Below are 23,048 nucleotides of genomic sequence, written 5' to 3' on the forward strand. Positions count from 1 at the left end.
CGCCCTCACTTTCCTTCGATAAACGCGGCGGTCGCGTCATACGCGGCGCGCTGTGTAGGATCCGTCGATTCGGCGGCCGTCACAAGCAATTTCGATCCGTCATAAAACGCGTGACTGACCTGGTCTTTGCCAAACCCTTCGAGGTTCAACTTGTCCAAAAAGGTGTCATACAGTTGTTGGTTGCTGGCGTCTAATCCGGTCAACTCAACTTCAATGCCCATCCCGCTCTGCTTGGCGGTCTCCATCGCGTTGCTGATGCGAATCACATCGGCATTGGCGCCCTGCTCCACATAATTCGGCTGAATCCACGCCGCATCAAAGCCAAGGGATTGCCATTGGTTCGTCCTATCGGCACCATAAAACGGGATCCAAAATAGAGGTAAGTTCAACTGGTGCACTTGCGAAACCGCATATTGCAGATAGAAGAATTCCCCTGGCGTCGTGACGTGGTACTGCTCCTCGTCCCAATAGATTCCATCGAGTTGCAGATGCTGAAAACCAGCCGCCTGCCATTTTGACATCAGCGTTTGCAAATACCATTTCATGGCCGTCTCGCGGGCCGCTAGCGCATTCGGATCAGTAGCGGAACCACCGAAGTTCACGTCTTGCCCATTCACCGAACCGAAATCGTGCGTACCATAACCGAAATACGGAATCGTCAGCACAACCTTTTCCTTATCGGTCGTACCCAGCGCCTGGTCGCGCTGAGCGACAGCCTGGTCGAGCGCGGAAAGCTGTTGATTCGGCGCAAACAAATCGTTGATATAGTTGGTGAGTCCTGTCACTGTGTTGCTCACGTTCCCATAGGGAAGAAACAACATCGTATCAAACAGGGAACTCGTAATGTTGCCCGAGGTATCGACATCTGCCACCATCGGCAGGAAATCGCTCGCGGACCAGGTGCCTTCTTCCCCGTGCGCTCCCGTCTCGACGAGCAACATGTTGTGAATTCCTGCTGCACTTGCAGATGTCGGAGAAAGTGGTCCGATGTCGTCCTGCTGGCCGGGCACGTATCCGAGCGTATTCGCAGCACTGCCCACGGCAGAGGTACTGCCCTTGACATCAAGACCGCGGACGAACACCCAAACACCAACGGGGATGTACAGGCGAATGGCGTCCGCCTCGATGCCTGTGTCGCTGTCCCATGCGTAGGTTTGAGTCGTCGATTTTTGCCCACTCTGCGGGATGGCAGAATAGCGGTTTCCAGCAGAGTACCATGTGCCATCCTGCTCGAATTGAAATTGGACGTAATCCGGATAATAGACGCCCATCGACTGGTTTTGCATCGCCGTAATTTCAATATGGCGCACATCTACGGAACGTCCGAATTTCACAGTGATATATCGTCCACCCTGGTGGTTGAACCCAAGCCAGCCAGTTTTGCTGGTCACAGGTTGGCGATAGGCCGCTTCATTCTGCGAAAACGTGGAATCTGGCAGACCTGTTACGGTAGTTGAGATAGTGCCTAGTGATGTGAGGTCTTGCATCGAAGCGGGGGTTGCAGCGGACACGGAGGGACTCATCAAAGCGAGCCCAAGGGTCGTGGACGCCGCGACAGCAGCCGCCCACCGCCGGCGCAAATGGTTCATGTTTCATCCTCCATTAATGTTCTCAGTCCGCGCTTTGGGAGACAAGGAAGCCGCATGGGGGTCGTACCGTGCTGGCCATTATCAAGAAAAGACGACAAAATCAAACAGAATGTTACATCAATTGGGCAGTAAGATAGACTGCCACCAAAAGCTCATAGAGTTACCAGTTTATTATAAGGGCAGTTCCCTAAGGGGTAAACCCTTCGATCACCAGCAAGTACCGTCATTACGCAAAATCAGATATTTCATAGAACCAGTTGACGCCTCGCTAAAATTCCCCATATAATTCAAGTAACGTTTATCAACTGAACAGCATTCGGAAGAGTGGACATGATGATCCCTGCTCGTCACGTGGGCACATAAGAGCTGGGGGAGTGAGTTGTGCAACCGGCCACCTGTTTATTACAGGTGGCCTTTGCTATGTGCCGCGGAGGTCACGTGTATCCATCCTGAAAGCGAGGTGCATGGCGGTGTACGCCAGTTGCATACCAGGGTCGGATAGGTGCGGCCACGTCAGGGGTCAAGGGTTGAAAAGAAAAAAGACAGAGCAATGATGGCTGCAAAAGCCAGGCAACAACCGTTTTTGGCATGATTTATCTTTTTCCACAGAAGAGGGCCACGCGCTGCGCGGCCCTCTTCTGTATATACATCACGTTATCCATGTATTCTATGTAATGTAACCCAGCAATCGCGAAATGGCCACTCAAGCATGGTTCCCAAGCATATGTAACGGTAGATTCATCGTGACTGTCGTCCCTTCACCCACCTTGCTATCCCATTCAATACACCCGCCATGCGACTGGACAATTCGCTGGCAGACCATCACACCAAGACCGGTTCCACCAGACTTCGTGGTATAAAATGGTTCGCCGACGTGTTCAAGCGTCGTTGCGTCCATCCCAATCCCCGTATCCCGCACACGGATGTACACCTTATCCGCGTCCACCCAAGTGGACAGGTAAACTCTTCCGCCGCCAGTGACCGCATCCATCGCGTTCTTAATCAGATTGACTAACACCTGATGAATTCTATCCGCTTCGCACAATACCATGGCGCCTTCGTCCTGCAGATGCATCTCCATGACAATGCCCTGCATCAGCGCCTCGGAGTGGAAGAGGTCATATACCCGCGTCACGATTTGCTCGACGGGCGTCGACTGAAACTCGGAAAACTGGGGCCGGGCCACAGCCAACAACTCATTCGTGATGCGCGATATCCGTTCGATCTCTGTGCTCATAATGTCCGCGTACTTGGGACCTGACTCCGGTTGCTTGGCGACCAATTGCAAGAACCCCTTTAACGTCGTCAGTGGGTTTCTTATCTCGTGCGCAATGCCCGCCGCAAGTTGGCCCACCACCGACAGTTTCTCGGAACGCAGCAGCATCTCTTCCGACTGCCGCCGCAACGTGATATCCCGAAACACGAGCACAGCACCGGTCACCTGGTCTTCCTCGTAAATCGGCGAGACCACGTACTCCACAGGAAACGGCGTACCGTCCTTTCGCCAGAACTGCACATCCACAATGTGCCGCGTTTGACCGCTGTGCATGGCCTCCTGGACTGGATTTCGATGCCCGCGCTCCCTGATGTGGCTGTTGCCCGAGCACCCGAGCGTCTCATAAAAATCTCGCCCGTGGAGATTGGCCGCAGCGTATCCAGACATCCGTTCCGCAGCCGGATTGACAAAAATCACACGGCCATGTAAATCGACGCCGCAAATCCCCTCCGCAACCGATTCCAAAATAGATTTGGTCTGTATGCTGAGTTTGCGAATGGCCTCGACTGTGGCATGCTTTTCCGTCACGTCCCGACAAATCGCAAATACACCCGTCACCGTGTCATCCGCCCGAATTGGAATCACTTTTAACCGCACGCGAATCGGTCTACCTGTGCGGTGGCGAATCAGTACCTCGAGTTCCTTGATGACGCCCGCACGTGCATGTACAAAGCCGCGCAACAAATGGTAAATATCCTGCTTGGACAAAAAGACTTGGAGCGGTAACCCCAGCAGCGACGCTCGGTCGTACCCGATAAATTCCTCTGTCATCGGATTGACGTCGACAATTCTGCCTTTGAGGTCGAGTTGAACGACGAGATCAGAGTTTTCGTCGAACAGCGACCGATATCGACGCTCGCTCTCGCGCAACGCGCATTCCACCCGTTTGCGGTCGGTAATGTTCCGAATGATGCCACGCATCCCAACCGGCGCCCCGAACGAATTTCGAACCAAAGTCGCCGACGCCTCAAGCGTCAGTTCTTGTCCATCCCCACTCGTAAACTGAAACTCATGCGCCCGTCGAGGGGCTCCTGTACGCCAGACAAATGACCACAGACGATACAAACTCTTCGCCTGTGAATAGGTTAAATGTCTTCGATATGCCTTACCGATTAATTGACACTCTGGTACGCGTAAAATCTCGCACAGAGAAGAATTCAACATCACGAGGTTTGCAGATTGGTCCATCTCGTAATATCCGTCGTAGATACTCTCCAAGATCTCTTTTTGCCAGACAATGTCGCGTGTTGAATTGACTAGCGTACTCATCCGTGTACGCGCCCCTCAAACTTGATTTGTTTCCTTTGTATTGTGTCATGTGCCCAAAGGATCGTCAATTTCCAAAAAAGGCGGAAATACCCGCGTTCCACCCTGCGTAACAATATATCGATACAACCATATCGAAATACATCAATATATACGGATATAGATATCGATATACGTTCTCCGCAAATATGCTAGAATATGGGCGAAGGGAGCGTACTCTGTTGACAAGTAAAACCACCGTACTATACTTCGGCATCCAAAAAGGCGGCGCCGCGAAGAGCACCACAGCAGCGGCAACTGCGTACATATTGGCCAAGCGCGGCCAAAAGGTATTAGCAATCGATCTGGACTCGCAAGGCAACCTGACCAACCTATTGAGTGAACACGACGACATTTACGAGTACAGTGGCAGAACCGCGCTGGAAGCGATGAAAAGCGTCGAAGCAAACGGCGAAGAACTCGTCAGCAACTACGTTCATCCAGTATCGGAAGGCATTGATTTGATGCCTAGCGAGGATTTCATGGCCACCCTGTCCAGGTGGCTGTACCGCGAATTCGAGCGCAACTACCCAGGCAAAAACCCAGGTCTTGTACTCCGCGGTGCGTTGGAGAAAATCCTTCGGGTTCGGCCATATGATTTCGTCGTGATCGACAGTCCACCGAGTTTAGGGGACCAATCTATCAATGGCATGGCTGCGGCCACACACATCGTGTCCCTATTTGAACCTAGTAAATTCTGTCTCGATGCACTGCCGCGATTTTTCGAAACCGTGTATCACGTTCGGCAACAACTGAACCCAAACCTCCAAGTCGCCGGAATTCTCGCCACAATGGTCGAAAAGCGCCGGGCCGATGCGCAATTGCTGTTGGAGACCCTCGCGGAAGACGAAGAATATGGTCCACTTTTGTTCGCCCAGCGAATCTACCGCAGAGCCGCGACCGGACGTTTGAACTTGCAAGGATTTGTTGAAAACCGCGAACTGCGTCGTGCCATCCAGGAGTATGAGCAGTTTACCGAGGAGTTGTTACAGCGGCTATGAGCGAGTTAAAGGAGAAATTGCAACAGCGGCTAGCCCGGTCGCGCACCGTTCACCAGGAACTTATCCAACCTGCGCCCGCACCTCAGCCGACGCCTGAGCCCATCATCGCAAAAGCAGTCGCGCCAAATGCGATTGAGGTGGATTCGCCGCCCCGGCCTGGACGGCCGAAAAAAATCAAGCGGAAAGTCACCACCCTGTACTTTGATGAGGATTTAGATAAGGCATTGGAAATGTTTCTGCTTCGTCAATATCTGCAAACGGGGACGAAGACCAGCAAGAGCGAGTGGATTCGAGGACTCGTTGAAACCTCGCTGAAAGAGCACAACGCATGGCCACCGCAGGAATAATGCATAGCCTGCAGGCCGCACCGTACATTTAAAGTGAACAGAACACCCAAAAGATAAATTGTGGAGGAAATCTTGTGGCAGTTATCATTTTTGATCTCGACGGCACCCTCATCAACACCGGCGACATCGCGATAGACGCCTACAAATCCGCAATGGCCGAGTTCTCCGTCAAGCCTGCGGACTTACCGACAGACGAACAGATTTTAAAGACGTTTGGACTCCCGGACAGAGAAATTTGGCAGTCGCTGATGCCGAATCACACCGCAGAGGAACAGATGGCAGCCTTCCACCTGTCCTCCACGCGCATCGACGAAGCCATGCGACATCGGGATATCCTCCTGCCCCACGCGCGCGAGGTCGTCCATGAACTGCATCGTCGCGGCTATATCCTCACCACCGCCAGCAATTGCGGCGAGCGGTACCTAGACGCCGTGATGGCCACACAAGGCATTGGCCACCTGTTTGATGAACCCCTCTGTCTCGAGTCGGTCCACGGCACGCGAAAAGCCGACATCTTGCGTCAACTCGTCGCACGCTACGGGCAAGAGTCCAAATTGTACTTGGTGGGAGACCGGTATACGGATCGCGATGCCGCAGCCGAAGTCGGGATGCCATTTATCGGGTGTGACTTCGGCTTTGGCGACGCATCCGAATTGACGGGCGCCATTTACATCGTCAAAGACCTGCCTGGATTGTTGAATTACTTCACCTAATGGTCGTCCCTTCACACCGACACAGGGCAATAGGCCCTTCTCGCGAGGGCCACATGCGCCTACTGCACGAGCCCCGTCAGCGCGACTGCGTGCCGAGCACCCGCTCGCGCACGTTCTCCACGGGCACGATGGTCGTTTGTCCTGTTCGCCTGTCCATGAGTTCAACGCCACCCGCCGCAAGGGAGCGGGCACTCACGGTGATGCGCGTCGGCATCCCGAATAAGTCGGCGTCGCTAAACTTGATTCCGGGGCGCAGTGCCCGATCATCCCAGATGGCATTCTCCATCCCCAGCGCCTGGTACACGTTTTCTGCGGCGCCCACGATTGCTGCATCGTCGCCGACACTGACGATGTGTGTGGCATACGGCGCGACGCTGCGCGGCCACATCATCCCCGCCGCGTCGTGATGCTGTTCGAGAATGCAAGCCAACACGCGCGTGATACCGATGCCATAACAACCCATCACCGCCGGGATCGACCGCCCATCGGCATCCGCCACCGATGCCCCCATCGCCTGACTGTACTTTGTTCCAAGTTTAAACGTATTCCCCGCCTCAATCCCACGCACCTCCCGCAAAGCGCCCCCGCAGCGCCCACACGCCATCCCTGCGCTCACGTTCGTGATATCCGCCGTCGCCACGGTCGCACATGTGGATAGGTCGCCCAAATGCGCGGCAATCGCCGTCCAGGCCGACTTTGAATCAACCCCCTCGTCAACCACAACACGAACATCGAACGCCGCTTCGCGCGCGACGTCCGACGCCGCAGCCTCAGCCAAATCCGCAATGCCAACGGCACGCGTCAGTTTTATCGGATTCACGTCGAGGTGTCTCGGGACCACCACCACGATCACGCCACCTGCCCCATCCCGATACACCTTCACCTGCAATTCATCGCACACGAGCCCACCGCTGGATTTCTGTGCCACCGCCACTTCCCGATTCGCTGCGTATCCGCAGCTGTCACAAATCAACAGCGTATCCTCACCCATCGGAGACAAAAACATAAATTCGTGCGCCATACCGCCACCCATCATCCCGGTATCCGACTCGACGGATACGATGTCCAAGCCACAACGCTTGAAAAATCGAACATAAGCCTCAAGCACTTTTTCGTAGTGCGCGTTCAAATCGTCAACCGTTAGGTGAAAGCTGTAGGCGTCCTTCATCAAGAATTCGCGCAGTCGAATCAGCCCTCCACGCGGACGCGGCTCGTCTCGAAATTTAGTCTGTATTTGGTACATCATCAGCGGCAGTGCGCGATACGATTGCACCATGCTGCGAAAAAAATCCGTGGCAGTTTCTTCATGCGTCATCGCCAAGACCATCGCCGCCCCCGCGCGGTCTGTCAAGCGGGCTAAATCAGGGCCGATACTCGACAGCCGCCCAGACTGTTCCCACAACCCTGCCGGTTGCACCACCGGGAATAGCACCTCTTGTGCACCCAGCGCATCCATCTCCTCCCGCGCAATCGCCTCAATGTGATGCAACGCCCGCACGGCGAGCGGCCCATATGTGTAAATCCCTGCGGACACGCGCCGCACGAACCCAGCGCGAATCAGCAACTGATGGCTGGTCAATTGCGCGTCGGCCGGTACCTGACGCTCCGTTTTAAACACGAGATGGGACATTTTCATCGCAAAATCCCTCCAAAAAACAAAAATAACCCCGCCCATCAAAGGGCGAGGTTGAACTCGCGGTACCACCTTTATTCGCCGCCCACTTCGGCGGCGCTCCACTCCAATCGGCTCTGGCTTCCATCATGCACGAACCAGAACGAATCGGTGCCTTGCGATAACGGGAGGCGACCGGGCGACTCATCATCGCCAGCTCTGGGGTGGGTTCACTGGAGGTTCACAGCCTGATTTCTCACCAAGGTAATCAGGTCTCTTGTCTGCGCTCTCCGGCTACTGGCCCCTTCAACACTGATTATCGAATATATAGACACTTTCGACAGCGGATGTCAATAGGGTGGGGATGTAGGCGGGCCGGGGCGGGGTGGTGCAGGGCCAGGGCGGATCAGGCGACCATCGGCGTGAGGGCGGGATCGTCCGCTGCAGGACGTCGGAGTCATCTGGGCTGCTCGCCGGGAGTGGCCCACGGCTGTGACATAAGGCAGAATATCTGCCCTATTTTCGGGATTTGGGCGACCTCAGGGCAATTAGGGCACGCAAAATACCTTATTTACTCAAATGCCGCCCGATAAAGGCGAAAAGTCGGCCATTAGGGCAGATTTCATGTCTTATCGGCCCTCAATCACGCCCGCGCGTCTTAATAAGACATCCGGCGCCAATCGCAACGGACAAAACCGAATCACCATCCGCAGCCGGAGAGGCCCCGTCACCAGGACCTCAGTTGCTCGGCGCGTAATACGCCAACAAATTTATATCCGCCTGTGTGTGCCCGTTCTGCGGTTGCAAGTTGACGGTTGTCACGTCCAGCAGCCGTGGAGCGTCGTGCAGCCCTTCCAGAAATGCTTCGACCTGCGCACTACTGCCTTGCACCGCCAACTGAAGGCTGATATTTGGCAGCACTTGCCCGCCACCTGTTGTTCCCGTCTGGTTTGCAGAAGATGCATTCGTGGTCGTAGTAGATTCGTCCGTCGAATTCGCCGCACTTGCGGCCGCTATGCTGACGACCCTTACACCCGTCTCTGCGGCTACTTTTGCAAAGGTTGCGAGGAGGCCTGATTCATCCGCGTCACTCGGCAGTGTGATGGATTTCGCCCCCGTCCCACTTTGAGGAGCCACCGTGTTCGGCGACGGAGATGACGAAGCATGGGTACTTGAGGCGCGGTTGGCGATGGATTGCTGCAAATTCGCAACCTCGCCCCGGAGGCTTAAAAGCTTGTCCCATTGCGGACGGAACCAAAACAAGTACAGGAGGGCGATGAGTGCAAGCAGAAATACGGCGATGACCAGTTTGGTTTCCCGCGGTGTCAATTTCCGATTCACGGATTCGTGCCCCCCGTCTGTGTCGGTGCGATGGTCAGTTGGTACAGGTACTGCAGCGGAGCCTTGTTCGATCCATCCGCCGGCCCAACCATAACCGCCGTCTGGTTGGTGACGCCTAAGCTGAGGTTTTGCAGCGTGACTTGATGAACCCAGGCGTCTGAACTGAGCGCGTGTTCGAACGTCGAGACGGCGATGACGCCTGAACTTCGTCCCGAAACTTGTATTGACGATCCGCTCGCTTGAATGGTATCGACGGTCATGCCCCCTGGCAGCGCGTCGTGGATATCCTTGAGCTCTCGGGCCCAATCCGTTCGCGCTGCAGCCAGTGCCTCTGCCTGTTGTGTGATTCCTTGCGTCGAACCGCCACCCGCCTGGGCGGAATGTCCCTGCTGGTCAAGCGATTGAGTCAAATGGTTCACCTGCTCAGTATACCGCGCCTGTGTCGCGTAGAACCAAACTTGCATGGCGACCAAACACGCGACGATGACGGCAATAGGTGCTGCAATAACCAGCCATTTGCGCGATGGGCTGTGCCACTGTGATTGGGTACTCCGCGGTTTCGAGACTCTCGGAAGTAAGTTAATATCCACGCCGTTTACTCCTCACGCATCGCTAGTCCAATGGCGGCTGTGTAATCGACCGAAACGGAATCATCACCCGCAATCAAGCGCCCGCGTCGCCCAGCGATGAAGTTGGTTTCAATCACATCCTGAAATGACAGCGCCCGTACAACGACGCCTGTCCTATCCGTGATGTTTGCCTGCTGGTGCGGATTTAACAAGTGACTGCCCGTCATGATAATCTCCTGAAATTGTGCCGACCGCTGATTGAGCGTGTACTGAAAGAAATTCATGGTGCGTTCCAACTCGGACGCAATCCGCCCCACATAATCCGACAAAGACAAAACTTCAAGCGACGGATGCACGCGCGCGGGCGTGGTGACAGGCAGCGACGATTCGTCAGTGGCGGCCATCGCCGTCGCATTCATGACACGCTCGTCGACGCCTTCGCCAAACCCGCCTTCCAGCGGGCTACCCGTTTTGTCGCCTAAAATCACGGGAACATCTCTCGTCAAATAAAGTAGTCCTCCATGAAATACGTGGACACTTGTGCCATGCGTATCCATCTCCGTCAAAATAAACGTCTCCGGCAATTCAACCACCCGCCGCAATACGCGAAACTTAGCCAACGGGCGAATATCAATCGATGCCACTTTGAGTTTCCGCTTGCGCAATCGTTCCACGAGCGGGCGAATAAAAGCGCCATCGGCCGCTATCAAAATCACACTCACGTTGTCGCCCTCACTCTGATCCGGCGAAGCAGGGCATCGAACAAAATCAAATACCACCTCGGCAAACGGCAAGTGAATCGTGCTAGTCAACTCAAACTCGATAACCTCCCGCAACTCCTCGTCTGTGAAGTTGGGTAGCGTGAGTTGTCGAATCACAGTGTACACACCGGGGATGGACACGTGCACACGTTTGCCCCGCACCTTGTAACCGTGAAGTGCGTGGTCGATGAGCTGTTCCAGGCGAATCCAATCAATATCATCACCGCCGTGGAAGACACCCGCTTCCACGGGCTGCCCGCTCATCTGCTGCAGTCGCAGCGTCTGCCCCACCTGAAGTTCCACCACGCGAATGGCATCCAATCCAATATCTAATCCAATCCTACTGATGCCCTGTCCCCGCGCCATACATCTCCCACCTAAATCTCCGTTATCGACTTGAGTGTATATCCACTACCACTAGGCCGCGACGACACGGGGCAACTGGCGGATTGAACATACGGATTCGCCGCAAACGAGCCACCATTCCCGCGGGTGCCCAGTGCAATCGCCGCCTCTTGCTGGACTTTGACCGTCGTGCCTGAATTTTGATAGAGATACTGATCTACGCACAGATTCCCATCAATCAACAGGGAGCTCCCGCTGTTCATCAGGACCCATCCATCTTTCTCACTCGTCCCGTTCGTCGTAGTCGATGCCACGACTGCATCCCCTTTGACATGCAAGGTCGCCCCCGCATCTACAGTCACTGGCCCTGTTTCTATCAGACTACCATCTATCGTCAAATTGCCGTTGCTATTCACCGTGACGCCACCCTGGATGCTCGCATTTTGCGCAATCGTAAAGCCTGTATTGACCGAAAGTGCGGTTCCATCCGCCAAACTTCCTACCTGCAATTGTGATCCACTGTTAATATTCAACGTTTGACAAGACAATTGCCCAGAAATAGTCAACTTCCCGCTCACCGTCACCGTGTTGGCAATCACATCACCGTCAATGGTGGCCGTCCCACCGGAGTTCAACGTGACATTCGTCGCATCAAGTGATCCGTGAACCGTCAACGTCGCCCCGCTGTTCGCAACGACGCTACCCGTGACCAGCTCCTTCATATCCCCCGCGGTGTCGCCATAGGTCATGGTGCCACTGTTCAAGTTCAAATCCGTCGGATTGCCGTCCGCTGTACTAGAGTGGATCACGATATATGGCCCTGACCCCTTCGTCTCCTCAGCGGCATCGACTTGAGCTTGGCTGGTCGCGTTGCCATCCGCGACGTACTCACTCGAATATTGGCTGTAAGGATACGGGTTCTGCGTCTGTCGTACAGGCACGGTAGAACTGGTAGAACCAGCACCAGATGACTGGAAGGTGACGTCGAGTGTGATAGACGATCCACCCTTCGACACCCGCACAACCTCATGAATCGTCCCACTCGAATCGGTATAAGAATCCGTAATCGTGGCCGTATAGCCCTGCGCGTCCAATTGTTGCGTGGCATCCCCTGTCACTTTCGCCACCCCGTCAGCGTCCGTCAGCTCCGACTGCTCCTTGGTCGCTGTGTCACTAATAATCTCTTCGATATTCGACAAGTCATTCTGAATCTCCGTGTCACTCGTCAAGTGCCCGACCGTCTCCGTCTGCAACCCGCGCACCCCGGTGCCCCTCACATAAGACGCCGCAAACATCGCCGCACTGACAAGGGTCACCATGACGACGCCGAGCATCAGCACCCAAAGAAGCGTGTAGCCTTCTTCACCCTGATTTCGCTTTCTCCGCATTCTCCTCATCTCATCACCGCTGCTCTGCGTCATGGTAACCGGCTGTCAACACAAACGTCGCTGGTTTACCGCCCGCCGTCTGATAAGTCGTAGACAGGCGAATGATAAAACTATTGACAAACTTACATTGATAAGAAGCATCAAATGGAAACCCGGCGTCGCCGATGAATTGCGGGAAATCCCACGTCACCTGTAGGCCGCTCTGATAAAAATTAGCGTCTTGTTGGAGTGTGGCAAAATCCATCGTCGTACCACACGCCGTCGGAGACGTCTCTGGTACATTCGTTGTAAAGGCGACGCTGTATGTTCCATCGGGAAGTTGCGTAAACACCAGTGCCCCGAACCGATGCGGATGAACCAAGGCCAACGACTGATTTGCCGAATTCCCTGTATCGTTACTCACCACAGTGTTCGTATTGTACAACCATGGGATATTTCCTGTGGCATTCGCGGGCACCATGGTCGAATTTTGATCATACAACCACAACACAACCTGCTTCGTGGGGGTCTGTTGATACTGAACTTGAACATAGTGCGCCTTGTGCAGCTCTGTATTCAATAATTGATTGGTCAGTAAGACTTTTCGCTCGGCGGCGTTGTAACCAATAAGGCTGATAGCCCGCTCTGCAGAGGGCCACAGCACGGCCAATATCACTGCGCCGACAATCGTCGAAATGACGATAGCGGCAAGGAGTTCGATAAGCGTAACACCCTGATTCTCCTGCCGTAGGCGCTGCCATTGACGCATGTCTCTTCCTCCTACGACAGTTGATACGCAGGTGCCTGAACAGTGGCTTTGCGACCATTAGGATCTATGACGGTAATGGTAAAGTTGCGTGTCAACTGACTGCCCTGCGCGCCACTGACCGTGTACGTGACATCATAGGTATATCCCGTACTGCCAATCTGCCCGGAACTCGTCGCTGTACCGATACGCTGCCCCGCATCTGCGGTGAGATAGATGTTAAACACAATAGGTGACGACGCACTCGAAGTGGTCAGTTCGTTGCCGACAAGCCGCACGGGAATCGTGCTATCGGCCTGGTCAACCGCGCTTGTTCCATAGGTTTCACGCAGTGACTCGGCAATCTCGGTGGCGTAGCCCAGGGCGTGATCATACTGTGTTGTCGCCAATGTGCCCTTTTGCACCGACTGGATGGCCGCGAGAACGGCTGTCAGGAGCAACGCCAGAATTGCAACCGAAGCCAGGACCTCGATGAGCGTAAATCCACCGTCCGAATCACCACTTGAATTCACTTTGCAATGCGCTTGGCTGTTCTGTTTACGTGCTCGCATACTGAGTAGCTTCATGCCGGCCTATCTCCAACGCTCATCAACTTGCGACTCCCCCACCGCGAAAGGCGTGAGTCCCTTTTCAAAATCCCAATGGAAGATTGGCCCCCCAATACGTGAGGAGCCAATCGACGACTACGCTAGTGACTACCCTAGTGAAGATTAACTTCCTGAACTCGTGGAGCCTGCTGGATAGATATAATACGTCGTGCCGCCGCCAAATGAAAACGGCGCAGCCTCGGAGTTAGTAGACTGATCTGAGGTGGTGATGGTCCAATCTCCGTCCGTGCCCGTTTGTGCCTTCGGCACCTCGTCCAGATAACCGCCTGTCTGTCCAGTGGTTCCACTCCCGGATGTAATCCCCTTCACCAAAACATCATACATATTGTCTGTGTTACTACCAAATGTAACATTCACAGTGGTATCGGTCTCATCGGGTGCCAGCGTACCAGAATCACCTGTCCCAAAGCTTAGCGTCATCGTCCCATCGCCACTTTGCGTACTTTCGTAATCAAAGTCCGCGCGCTGCAGCGCATCGATGATAATCTTCTCATTATCCTTATCCGTATTGATTTTCGACTTATTAATCTGTCCCATAATGACGGGAATGGCTACCGCCGCAATAATCGCGAGAATGACGACCACGGCCAACAACTCAATCAGTGTGACACCCTTTTCCTCGTTTAGCCGCTGCAACCACATTTGCAGCCTTTTCACCCATGTTCTCATTCGCCCTTGTCTCTCCCCTGATTTTTTTCGTATGTCTGAGATGCCTGTCTCGCCCTTCAAACCTATGTAATCCAGGTACTAACCCGAGAATTACCTACCCTTATCACAATCTATCTATGAAAAAACTATGCCGCATACCTAGCTCATATTCCCTAAGCCCTGATAAAGAGAGAACATAGGCAATAGCGCCGCGAGGACAATACCGCCGACCACGACGGCCAGAAACGCAATCATCACGGGTTCTATCAGTTGCCGCAGTCGATCAACCATCGTCGCCACATCCGCCTCGTAGAAATCGGCAACTTTGCCGAGCATGTCGTCGAGGTTACCCGTCTGTTCACCGATGCGAATCATCTGGGTGACCATCGGGGGAAACGCGTCGTTTGCGCGCAGTGGCTCCACAATAGATTCACCACTTTGCAAATGCTCGCGAGCATCGCGCAGCGTGCTTGCAATATAGCGATTATCGACCGCATCCGCCGTGATAGAGATGGCCTCCAACGCAGGCACAGCACTTCGAAAAAGCATCGACATGGTGCGCGTCGTACGAGCGACCGCCGCCTTTTGCAACAGTGTCCCAAACACCGGGATTCGCAAAATCCACTTATCCTTGAGGTAGAGATTTTTCGGGTTGCGGGACGCGATCAGTATCGCGGCACACAAGACAACAATGATGGACAATACAATGTACCAACGATGTGTGACAAAGAAGGAGAGTGCTAAGATGATTCTCGTTGGCAGAGGTAGTGTGAGATGCTGATCTTGAAACACGGTCACGAACGTAGGAATCACTCGGACGAGCAGAAAAATCGCCACCGCAATGGAAAAGATGCTCACCGAAACCGGGTAGACCATCGCGGACTTAATTTTCTCTGTCGTCTCGTGCTGCTTCTCGACGTACGTCGCGGTACTCTCCAGCACGTCGTCCAATGTACCGGAGACTTCACCCGCGTGAACCATTTGAACGAACATTTGCGGAAAGATTTTGGGGTGCTGCGCCAAGCTCTCCGACAGCGCCGTCCCGTCCGTCACGCGCTCCATCACGCTGTCCAGCGCGAATCGGAAATCTTTGCTTCGCGCTTGCTCCGCCAACACTTGCAACGACTCCACGACGGGGATTCCGGCCCGAATCAACGTTGCAAACTGCCGACAAAACACCACAAATTCATCCGGTTTGATCTTCTTTCTACCAAACGTAATTTCCTTTGTCCATACTGAATTCTTGACCTCTTCAATTTGAACCACATGAATACCTTGTTGCGTCAACTGATACAATGCTTCGTCACGGTGCTCCGCTTCAACGCGGCCGCGTTGCCGATGACCTCGGCTGACGATGCCTTCGTATGTGAAGACAGCCATCGTGGGCGCTCCTTTCCGCGGGCGATATCAATAGCGCGCGTCCATCGCCGTGACCCGGAGAACTTCCTGGACGGTCGTCAACTGTGCACTCGCTTTTGCCAATCCGTCTGCAATCATCGCAGTCATGCCATGCGCCAAGGCGTACGCCCGATAGTCGCTGTCCGATTGCCTATTCAACACCATGCGGGCTATCTCGTCGTCCATGAGAAACAGTTCATGGACCGCCATGCGCCCCTTGTACCCCGTGTTGCCACACATTCTACAACCGCGGCCAATCACCAAATTCGCACTGGAGCAGCCATAATCGGCAAACAATTTCTCCTCAATAGGCGTTGGCTGATACGGCACGCTACACTGTCGACACACTTTGCGGACCAACCGCTGAGCCACGACGCCCGTGATGGCCGATGCGACCATGTAGGGTTCCACACCCATGTCCATCAAGCGGTTCAAGGCGCTCGCCGCATCGTTCGTGTGCAGGGTGGAGAACACCTGGTGGCCCGTCACGGCGGCACGAGCAGCAATTTCCGCGGTCTCGTCGTCACGTATCTCACCAATCATGACAATATCCGGATCCTGCCGCAAAATCGCCCGCAACCCCCGCGCGAACGTCAGGCCTGTCGCGTGATTCACCTGTACCTGATTGACCCCGTCCATCTGATACTCAATCGGATCTTCGATGGTAATGACGTTGACCTCCGGCGTCGCGCGCTCGCGCAGCGCGGCGTACAGAGTTGACGTCTTCCCTGAACCTGTCGGCCCCGTGATGAGTATCGCGCCTTGCGGACGATGGAGCATAGCGCGAAACGTCGAGAGATTCGCGTCGCTGAAGCCTAATTGCTCCAGTTGCAAGACCGTCGTTCGCAAATCAAGTACACGCAACACGACCTTCTCACCGTGCGCCGTCGGCATCGTCGAGACGCGAACGTCGATATCGTGGTTCGCCTCGTGAAGCTGAAACCGACCATCCTGCGGCAGACGCTGTTCGGCGATATTCAGGCTCGCCAACACTTTCACGCGAGCCACGAGCACGTTCTGCATACTGCGCGGCAAGGTCTGCTCTGTGCGCAGAACGCCGTCGACGCGATAGCGAATGCGTACCCCTTCGGGTTGTGGATCAAAATGAATGTCACTCGCCCGCGCCGAAACGGCCTGCAACAAAATCTGATTCATCAGGCGCACCACAGGCGAATCCACGCGGTTGGCTTCCGCTTCGTCGACCAACGCTTCGGCAGGGACACTCTGAATCGCCGCCTCCACCGACTCTTGCAAATTGTAATAGCGATGAATGGCTCGTTGAATGTCGTCCCGCGCGGCAATCGCCGGCTCAATCGCAAAGCCTGTCGTCATTCGCAAATCGTCGATGGCATAGTAATCGAGCGGATCGACCATCGCCACAAAAAGGCGGTTTCCCTCCCGGCGAAACGGGACAACTTTATACGTCTTCGCGAGGCGTTCTGGAATGAGTTTTAGTAGATTTCTGTCAATTTGATATTGGGAGAGCTGTACATGTGGAATACCCAGCTGAAATTCGAGCACCTCGACGAGCTGCTCTTGTGTAATATACCCCTTGTTGATGAGGACATCGCCCAGGCGCTCCTCCGTCTCGCGTTGTTCACGCAGTGCCTGTTGGAGCTGCTCAGGTGTCAGGATGCCGACCTCGACAAGCATTTCACCGATCCGCTTTCGCGCCATACCCAATCCCCTACGGATTCTGACGTTCTATACATGAGTTAATATAGCACAGAAGACAAAGCTTTGGACGAGCGGAATCAGGCGCCCGAACAAAACTTCGGGCGCCTGACTTGGAGGCGTTAGCTCATTTTTCTTTCATTCAGGATTGGACGGGCGCCCGACGCCACCCGGCGAATAGCCACTTTCCCGCCTGGACGAGCCCGTAGATACCCGACGGAACGCCGGAGAACATCAGCCACATCAGCGGTTCATTGTACCGTTGATACGCGAAGAACACGCTGAACAAGACCGTAAAGTACAAGAGCGTCAACAGGACCGTGAGAACCTCGCGGCGTTTGCCGTGTGCAAATAACAGCGCGAGGCCGTGGCCGATCAGCGAGATCCAAAGTAGGACAGGCTGAATCGCCTTGAGCGTGTCCGGCAATACACCGAGGATGCGAATGGGATAATACGCCCGGTTCCAAAGAATCCCCGGCTTAATCCACAGATAGCTTCGCCAAAAATCCTGCGGATGCGCGTGATGCCACTCGCGAATGCGATACATCGCCGCGTGCTGCTGAGCTTTAAACCACGCAATTTCGTGCATGGCTTGCGGCCGCAAGTCAGGGTGTACATCCAGGATGTGATGCTCGACGACGGTCGGATTGCTCGGATTCGGGAAATTCACGCCTTGGAACGTGCCGAGCAACAGCGGGTTGGCCGCATCGTCCGTCAGCGCAATAAACTGATGAAAGACCAGCAAGTTGCGAATCCACCAAGGCAACATGCAAACAACCACAATGCACGCCGCAATGACCCCATGTCCAATAAGCTTGCGCCACGGGTAACGCTTGATAATCAAATAGAATAGTACAATGACGGCCCAAAGTAGCACATTTGGCCGGAAATACACGGACACCATGAACAACACGGTGGCAATGACGACGTGGCGCAACCTGTGTGAGTCGGCGGCCTTGAACAGGTAGAACACGGTCCACGCGAAAGCGGCCATAAACGGCGTCTCCGTCAGGAACAACGTATCCGTTTCTATCCCTGGCACGTACAGCGCAAGAAACAAAGCCACGACAAACGCAGCATACCGGTTCCAAACGTAGGCTACACTCTGGTACGCCCCGAGGATACCGACAGCGCCAATCAGCGTAAACACGATTTTCCCGACATACAGCCCAACGGCACCTTGTCCAAACACGCCGAGCACGGCAGCCAAAATCAGCGTCATGCCGGGTAACATGTGAACCGTCGGCGCATCCGGGGTGTAGTATGAATATGTACCCGATTGCAAGAGCCACTCTGCACTGCGCAAATACCCTGCATCATCGCTGTGGAGGGTCACATACGGTCCGTAATGGAAAATGACACATAGACGAATGACCATCGCCAGGGCGATGGGGACTATCCATAGTGCGTGATGTAAGATTCGTTGTCGGTTCATTGATTCCCAAGCCTCACAAGTTATTTGCCAACAGTCTACACCATTCGACAGGCAGTGAATACCCGCTGACAGACGTCACCATCGACGATACAATCATCTGTGAGAGGAGCGGTTGCACGTGACGGTGACAGATGCTGCAAAAATGGAACTGCTTCGATTCAGCCGAGAAGAACTCGCCGACGGCGAATTCATTCGAGTAGCCCGGGCCTATCAGTGTGGTGGTCCAAGATTCCAACTCATCGTGGATGACACAGAGAGCAAGTTGGATGAACGAATTGTGATAGATGAGGTCACCCTCTTCGTCGACAGCGCGTGCCACCGACTGCTTAAGGACGTCACGATAGATTTTACGGACGCTGGTTTCTCATTTCATGATGCCGACAATCTGCGCTGTTAGGATACGCATCGGCGGGGTGGCGATGGAGTGATGGGGCTGCAGCGGGGTGGCTTGGGGGCTGTGGACATCAGGTACGGAACAAGCCCTATTTACTGAAAAGCTGCCCGATAAAAGCCGAAACTGACGATTCGCGCAGATTTGATGCCTTACTGACACCAAGAGACGCGCGAATGTCTGATTAAGACAGTCCAACCGCAGAGAGGTGCCGCAGGCGCACCGGATTACCGGCCCCCAATCGCGCCGCGACAGTCGCCAAAAGACCGTTCGCGCACGCTCGTTAGCTCAGGCCCACGTGCTGAATCAGCAGCAACGAGATGTAGAAGATGCCAACGCCTATCACAGCGGCAATGACACTGCCGCGATTTTGGCCTCGAACTACCGGCATGAGGTCAGTCATCGACACATAGAGGAACGTACCAGTAGCCAGCGCCATTAATATTTTGACGACATGTTGGTCAATCGCCCCAACTTCCAGAGTCAAAACGGCGCCAATGAGGGTGGAGACCGCGAGACCCACGGACGTCAGCAGCGCGCGCATCCGCGATGTGCCCGAAGCGAGCGTGATGGTGGCCATACTAAATCCCTCAGGTATTTTGTGCATAGTAATGGCGACAAAAATGAGCAATCCTGTAGCGCGGCTGATACTAAATGCGCCCGCGATAATGACACCGTCCATAAAGGTATGTAACAGCAATCCGACGAAAGAGACGAAGGCAGCCCGAGAGCTAAGTACCGCACCAGGGTGGTGCCCCATCTCGGGGGCAGCCGATTCGCGGTGGTGTGCATTCGCACTGTATCGTTCTAAAATCAACAAAATGAGATAACCAATGACAATGTATAATGGCGATGTTGCCGGCAGTTCGCTCAACGAGTCAGGCAATCGGTCTAGTACAGTGGCGCCTAATAGGAACCCCGCGCCGAGCCCCGTGACAATCATCGTCTGCTGTGGGTTCAGTCGCTTAACCACAGTGACAGCACCGCCAATCACATCAGCAAATGCTGCAATGGTGCACAAGATCAGTGCAAACCACATTGACCTACATCACTCCACGAGTCCCAGACATTTGGTGTAGCATGGTGATTGTATCAGCGTTATACTAACGTGTAAATAAGGGACGTTACGATTTGTATGTGATTCGGGCCATCTATAGGTAGTCCAATCCCGATAAAGCGTCAAATAAAGCGTCCAACTTGCGGTGTGATAAGCGTTCATCTTGTTGCAGAAGTGGACGCGCGCCCAGGCAGAAAGTGTGAGATGGATATGGAAAACCAACATGAAACACTCGTCCACGGTGTCGTTGTGCGCGGTGTAGGCGTCCAACCAGACACCAAGTGTGCCCACTACGCGTCGGAAAAAGACATTATCGCTATCAAGTTTCCATGTTGCAATACCTACTACCCTTGTCACGCGTGTCACGAGGCCGTGGCAAATCACAAAGCGACCGTTTGGCCAAACGACCAGTTTCGTGAAAAGGCGGTTCTCTGCGGCCATTGTGGACACGAACTCTCGATACAAGATTATCTTGAGGCAAACAACACCTGTCCATCCTGTTTCGCGTCATTCAACCCAGGTTGCAGCCGACACTATCATCTATATTTCTCCATGGCGTAACGTTTTAATCCTGTTAATCCAAGCGGACAGAAAATACGTCAGGCAGAGCTTGCAATTTCGAAATGACATCGTTGACATCGGCGCCGCGGCGTGTTCGCAACTGGATAGTCACCGTCAATGTTGGCGTATCCGCTGCCGCAGTCACGCTGCGAATATTCGCTTTGCGCACCTCGGAACATCCAGTCTCAAGCATATGCAGTACCGCATGTAAATCGCCTGTCTCAATCATCAGACGGCATTGGGAGGGAAGGGAGAGGCGGCGGGATCGATTCAGGACCTCTAAAGCAATCAGCACTAACAGTGTCGTCACGGTGCCAACCACGTACATCCCCGCACCAATCGCCAGCCCAATTCCAGACGTCGCCCACAAACCTGCGGCTGTCGTCAAACCCCGTACAGATTGGCGCTGGACAATAATTGTCCCCGCACCGAGAAACCCAATTCCACTGACGACCTGCGCCGCAATTCGGCTTGGGTCCAAAACGATTGAGTTCAATCCCATCAAATCCTGAAACCCGTACTTCGACACAATCATGATCAGTGCGCTACCTACACACACCACGAAATGGGTACGCAAGCCAGCCTCCTTTTCGCGACTTTTTCGTTCCCAGCCAATGAACGCACCAAGAATGCCGGAAATAATCAGCCGTAGTACCAACTCCAATTGCATGTGCATGCAGGTCACCTCGCTTGTTTCTATCACGTATACTACAAACTTGTCTGCTCCATCCATCTTACGCCGAATAGGTTTTTCCTAGTCTGAAAACTTTGCCACGCATTCCAGCAAAAGGTAATTACATTATGTAAACTAACGTGTTATAATTCATGCAGGGGTGACAAGCATCTACCTGTTTGTGTAGTTGCAAGTTACTTCTTCTCCCATATTCGACAATGGCTCGACTCTTTGAAAGAGTTCGAGCCTTTTTGCGCTATCATCAACACATATCCCTCCACAGTGAAGTGAAGCCCACGCTATCCCGCTATGAACCATGACGGCAAACAGCGGCAAGCAGATATGAAGAAGCCGGATGGGCCACCAGAAGCTCTGATGGATCCAGCCGGCATATGGGGACAACACAATCATCTGGATACAACGAGATTACTTCAGAATCGTCAAAGTGCTATCCTTTTGCGAAACGAGTAAGTCATAACCATTGTCCTGGAAAAATCCGTAGCCAAAGAGCGGGACGCCGGAATAGCTGGGATCGACAATACATGGAATATCCGGGAATTCAGTTCCCCCAATACTCAACGTAATTTTGCTGACGTACGCATCGTCTTCGCCGCCAACGCCCTCAACTTGAATATCCCCTAGATTCGGCAGGTTGAGTGCATCCGCCAAGCTTTTCGTAATCAGCGGCTCAAATGCCCCCGTGTCCAACTGCAACAAGACGTCACTTCCCCCCGCCTGCGCATTGAAGAGGACAGCATTTTGATACGTTGTGATGGGGACAGACGCGACCACCGTATCTCCGGCTGGAGGCGTCGCCATCGTGGCGCTCGCTGGTGAGAACGTCACAGACGTAGTAGTCAATTGCACATGCCCACTCGGATCTTTCCACGAAGCAGTGACCTTCACCGTCTCTGCGTGACTGTCATCAACGGCTGCAATATAGCTCCCATCCTCATCCGTGTAATCACTGAGGGTACTTTTGTCCTGGTCAGACGAAAAATAAGCGTTTCCCGTCACTGACAAGGTGATGGGCTGATGTGGAACGGATTCGTCATTGTCGCCAACCAGCACGTTAATGGGCGCCGGACTGCCAACGGGCGCCGACTGCTTATCCATATAGATTTCATAATCGTGCGGAACAGGGACAGACGTAAAATTAAAGCCGCCACCCTTCAGCTTGGTGGCCTTGATTTTCGCTCCAACTTTCGCCCATGGCAGGTATGTGTTTCCTTGATACACCACGCCTTGAACGGTACCGCCGGTAATCGCAAATTTGCCATCGCCTAGATACTCATACGGGGTTTGAAACGATTTGAGCGCTTGCCACTCGAGATACGTCTCATTGCCCACCGCAATCGCCGGGATGGATTTCCCATTGACTTCCGCCCGGACCTGACCTGTGGCCACCTTCGTCGTGGCCGCATGAGCCGTAGCGGCAATACTGGGGAGCAAGAGTGCAACGGCAGACGACGATAGCAAAATGCTCAATTTTTTGATGGGCTTCACAGAATCTTCCTGCCTTCTTTTAATAGATAATCTTCCATAGAATTCGATCCGCCCTATCCCCATTCCTGCTAATCCAATTCGACATCTCGGGGTTTTCATGCAAAA

Annotated in this window: 21 protein-coding genes and 1 riboswitch; of the genes, 5 read left to right on the top strand and 16 right to left on the bottom strand. The window is 54.0% G+C overall.

What is annotated here, in order from left to right; translation table 11 throughout:
* Positions 1 to 5: 5 nt before the first annotated feature.
* Positions 6 to 1,589 (bottom strand): DUF4855 domain-containing protein, encoded by a 1,584-nt coding sequence (locus J3482_RS03575; protein ID WP_021297348.1) that lies wholly within the window; start codon positions 1,587 to 1,589, stop codon positions 6 to 8.
* 317 nt (positions 1,590 to 1,906) lie between these two features.
* A riboswitch (cyclic di-GMP riboswitch) is annotated at positions 1,907 to 1,991 on the top strand.
* A 301-nt stretch (positions 1,992 to 2,292) separates the two neighbouring features.
* Positions 2,293 to 4,134, bottom strand: coding sequence for a PAS domain S-box protein (locus J3482_RS03580; protein WP_206922069.1), 1,842 nt, complete (start codon positions 4,132 to 4,134; stop codon positions 2,293 to 2,295).
* 218 nt (positions 4,135 to 4,352) lie between these two features.
* On the opposite strand from J3482_RS03580, the gene J3482_RS03585 reads away from it, so the two are divergent.
* The 3 genes from J3482_RS03585 (at position 4,353) to J3482_RS03595 (ending at position 6,231) form a co-directional block, all read left to right on the top strand.
* Complete coding sequence (locus J3482_RS03585; RefSeq protein ID WP_206922070.1) at positions 4,353 to 5,171, top strand: ParA family protein; 819 nt, start codon at positions 4,353 to 4,355, stop codon at positions 5,169 to 5,171.
* Positions 5,168 to 5,518, top strand: coding sequence for a hypothetical protein (locus J3482_RS03590; protein ID WP_021297345.1), 351 nt, complete (start codon positions 5,168 to 5,170; stop codon positions 5,516 to 5,518). Before J3482_RS03585 ends, J3482_RS03590 begins: the two co-directional genes overlap by 4 nt.
* Positions 5,519 to 5,592: 74 nt before the next feature.
* On the top strand, positions 5,593 to 6,231 hold the full coding sequence (locus J3482_RS03595) for an HAD family hydrolase (RefSeq protein ID WP_021297344.1): 639 nt from the start codon (positions 5,593 to 5,595) through the stop codon (positions 6,229 to 6,231).
* 76 nt (positions 6,232 to 6,307) lie between these two features.
* Here J3482_RS03595 and proS read toward each other — a convergent pair whose 3' ends face one another.
* The 11 genes from proS to J3482_RS03650 form a co-directional block, all read right to left on the bottom strand.
* Positions 6,308 to 7,867: a proline--tRNA ligase gene (gene proS / locus J3482_RS03600; protein ID WP_021297343.1), complete on the bottom strand. Its 1,560-nt coding sequence runs from the start codon at positions 7,865 to 7,867 to the stop codon at positions 6,308 to 6,310.
* Positions 7,868 to 8,581: 714 nt separating this feature from the next.
* Positions 8,582 to 9,184 carry a hypothetical protein gene (locus tag J3482_RS03605; protein WP_021297342.1) on the bottom strand — a complete coding sequence of 201 codons (603 nt, stop codon included), beginning with the start codon at positions 9,182 to 9,184 and terminating at the stop codon, positions 8,582 to 8,584.
* Positions 9,181 to 9,774 (bottom strand): PilN domain-containing protein, encoded by a 594-nt coding sequence (locus tag J3482_RS21225; protein WP_206922071.1) that lies wholly within the window; start codon positions 9,772 to 9,774, stop codon positions 9,181 to 9,183. Before J3482_RS21225 ends, J3482_RS03605 begins: the two co-directional genes overlap by 4 nt.
* Before the next feature lie 5 nt (positions 9,775 to 9,779).
* The gene (pilM, locus tag J3482_RS03615; protein WP_146821575.1) at positions 9,780 to 10,880 is read right to left on the bottom strand and encodes a type IV pilus biogenesis protein PilM; all 1,101 of its coding nucleotides are present in this window, start codon (positions 10,878 to 10,880) and stop codon (positions 9,780 to 9,782) included.
* Between the two features lie 11 nt (positions 10,881 to 10,891).
* The gene (locus tag J3482_RS03620; protein WP_206922072.1) at positions 10,892 to 12,247 is read right to left on the bottom strand and encodes a hypothetical protein; all 1,356 of its coding nucleotides are present in this window, start codon (positions 12,245 to 12,247) and stop codon (positions 10,892 to 10,894) included.
* A 13-nt stretch (positions 12,248 to 12,260) separates the two neighbouring features.
* Positions 12,261 to 12,995 (bottom strand): type II secretion system protein, encoded by a 735-nt coding sequence (locus tag J3482_RS03625; RefSeq protein WP_206915993.1) that lies wholly within the window; start codon positions 12,993 to 12,995, stop codon positions 12,261 to 12,263.
* 11 nt (positions 12,996 to 13,006) lie between these two features.
* A complete protein-coding gene (locus tag J3482_RS03630) occupies positions 13,007 to 13,558 on the bottom strand; it encodes a prepilin-type N-terminal cleavage/methylation domain-containing protein (protein ID WP_146821578.1) in 552 nt (183 codons plus the stop codon).
* Between the two features lie 144 nt (positions 13,559 to 13,702).
* Entirely contained in the window at positions 13,703 to 14,257 is a 555-nt protein-coding gene (locus J3482_RS03635; RefSeq protein ID WP_223203988.1) for a prepilin-type N-terminal cleavage/methylation domain-containing protein, read from the bottom strand.
* A gap of 150 nt (positions 14,258 to 14,407) precedes the next feature.
* Entirely contained in the window at positions 14,408 to 15,628 is a 1,221-nt protein-coding gene (locus J3482_RS03640; RefSeq protein WP_021297335.1) for a type II secretion system F family protein, read from the bottom strand.
* 27 nt (positions 15,629 to 15,655) lie between these two features.
* Positions 15,656 to 17,323 carry a GspE/PulE family protein gene (locus J3482_RS03645; RefSeq protein ID WP_206922073.1) on the bottom strand — a complete coding sequence of 556 codons (1,668 nt, stop codon included), beginning with the start codon at positions 17,321 to 17,323 and terminating at the stop codon, positions 15,656 to 15,658.
* 139 nt (positions 17,324 to 17,462) lie between these two features.
* A complete protein-coding gene (locus J3482_RS03650) occupies positions 17,463 to 18,755 on the bottom strand; it encodes a glycosyltransferase family 39 protein (RefSeq protein ID WP_021297333.1) in 1,293 nt (430 codons plus the stop codon).
* A gap of 118 nt (positions 18,756 to 18,873) precedes the next feature.
* Here J3482_RS03650 and J3482_RS03655 point away from each other — a divergent pair, with 118 nt between their 5' ends.
* Positions 18,874 to 19,152 (top strand): iron-sulfur cluster assembly accessory protein, encoded by a 279-nt coding sequence (locus tag J3482_RS03655; protein ID WP_021297332.1) that lies wholly within the window; start codon positions 18,874 to 18,876, stop codon positions 19,150 to 19,152.
* Positions 19,153 to 19,429: 277 nt separating this feature from the next.
* Here J3482_RS03655 and J3482_RS03660 read toward each other — a convergent pair whose 3' ends face one another.
* On the bottom strand, positions 19,430 to 20,185 hold the full coding sequence (locus J3482_RS03660; RefSeq protein ID WP_146821584.1) for a ZIP family metal transporter: 756 nt from the start codon (positions 20,183 to 20,185) through the stop codon (positions 19,430 to 19,432).
* 228 nt (positions 20,186 to 20,413) lie between these two features.
* Here J3482_RS03660 and J3482_RS03665 point away from each other — a divergent pair, with 228 nt between their 5' ends.
* The gene (locus tag J3482_RS03665) at positions 20,414 to 20,764 is read left to right on the top strand and encodes a CHY zinc finger protein (RefSeq protein ID WP_146821585.1); all 351 of its coding nucleotides are present in this window, start codon (positions 20,414 to 20,416) and stop codon (positions 20,762 to 20,764) included.
* Between the two features lie 13 nt (positions 20,765 to 20,777).
* On the opposite strand, the gene J3482_RS03670 is transcribed toward J3482_RS03665, so the two are convergent.
* Both J3482_RS03670 and J3482_RS03675 read right to left on the bottom strand, forming a co-directional pair.
* Positions 20,778 to 21,440: an MgtC/SapB family protein gene (locus J3482_RS03670; protein ID WP_188332105.1), complete on the bottom strand. Its 663-nt coding sequence runs from the start codon at positions 21,438 to 21,440 to the stop codon at positions 20,778 to 20,780.
* 423 nt (positions 21,441 to 21,863) lie between these two features.
* A complete protein-coding gene (locus tag J3482_RS03675; RefSeq protein WP_328702650.1) occupies positions 21,864 to 22,943 on the bottom strand; it encodes a retroviral-like aspartic protease family protein in 1,080 nt (359 codons plus the stop codon).
* Positions 22,944 to 23,048: the final 105 nt, after the last annotated feature.

It is taken from the genome of Alicyclobacillus suci, assembly GCF_017329615.1.
Lineage (GTDB): Bacteria > Bacillota > Bacilli > Alicyclobacillales > Alicyclobacillaceae > Alicyclobacillus > Alicyclobacillus suci.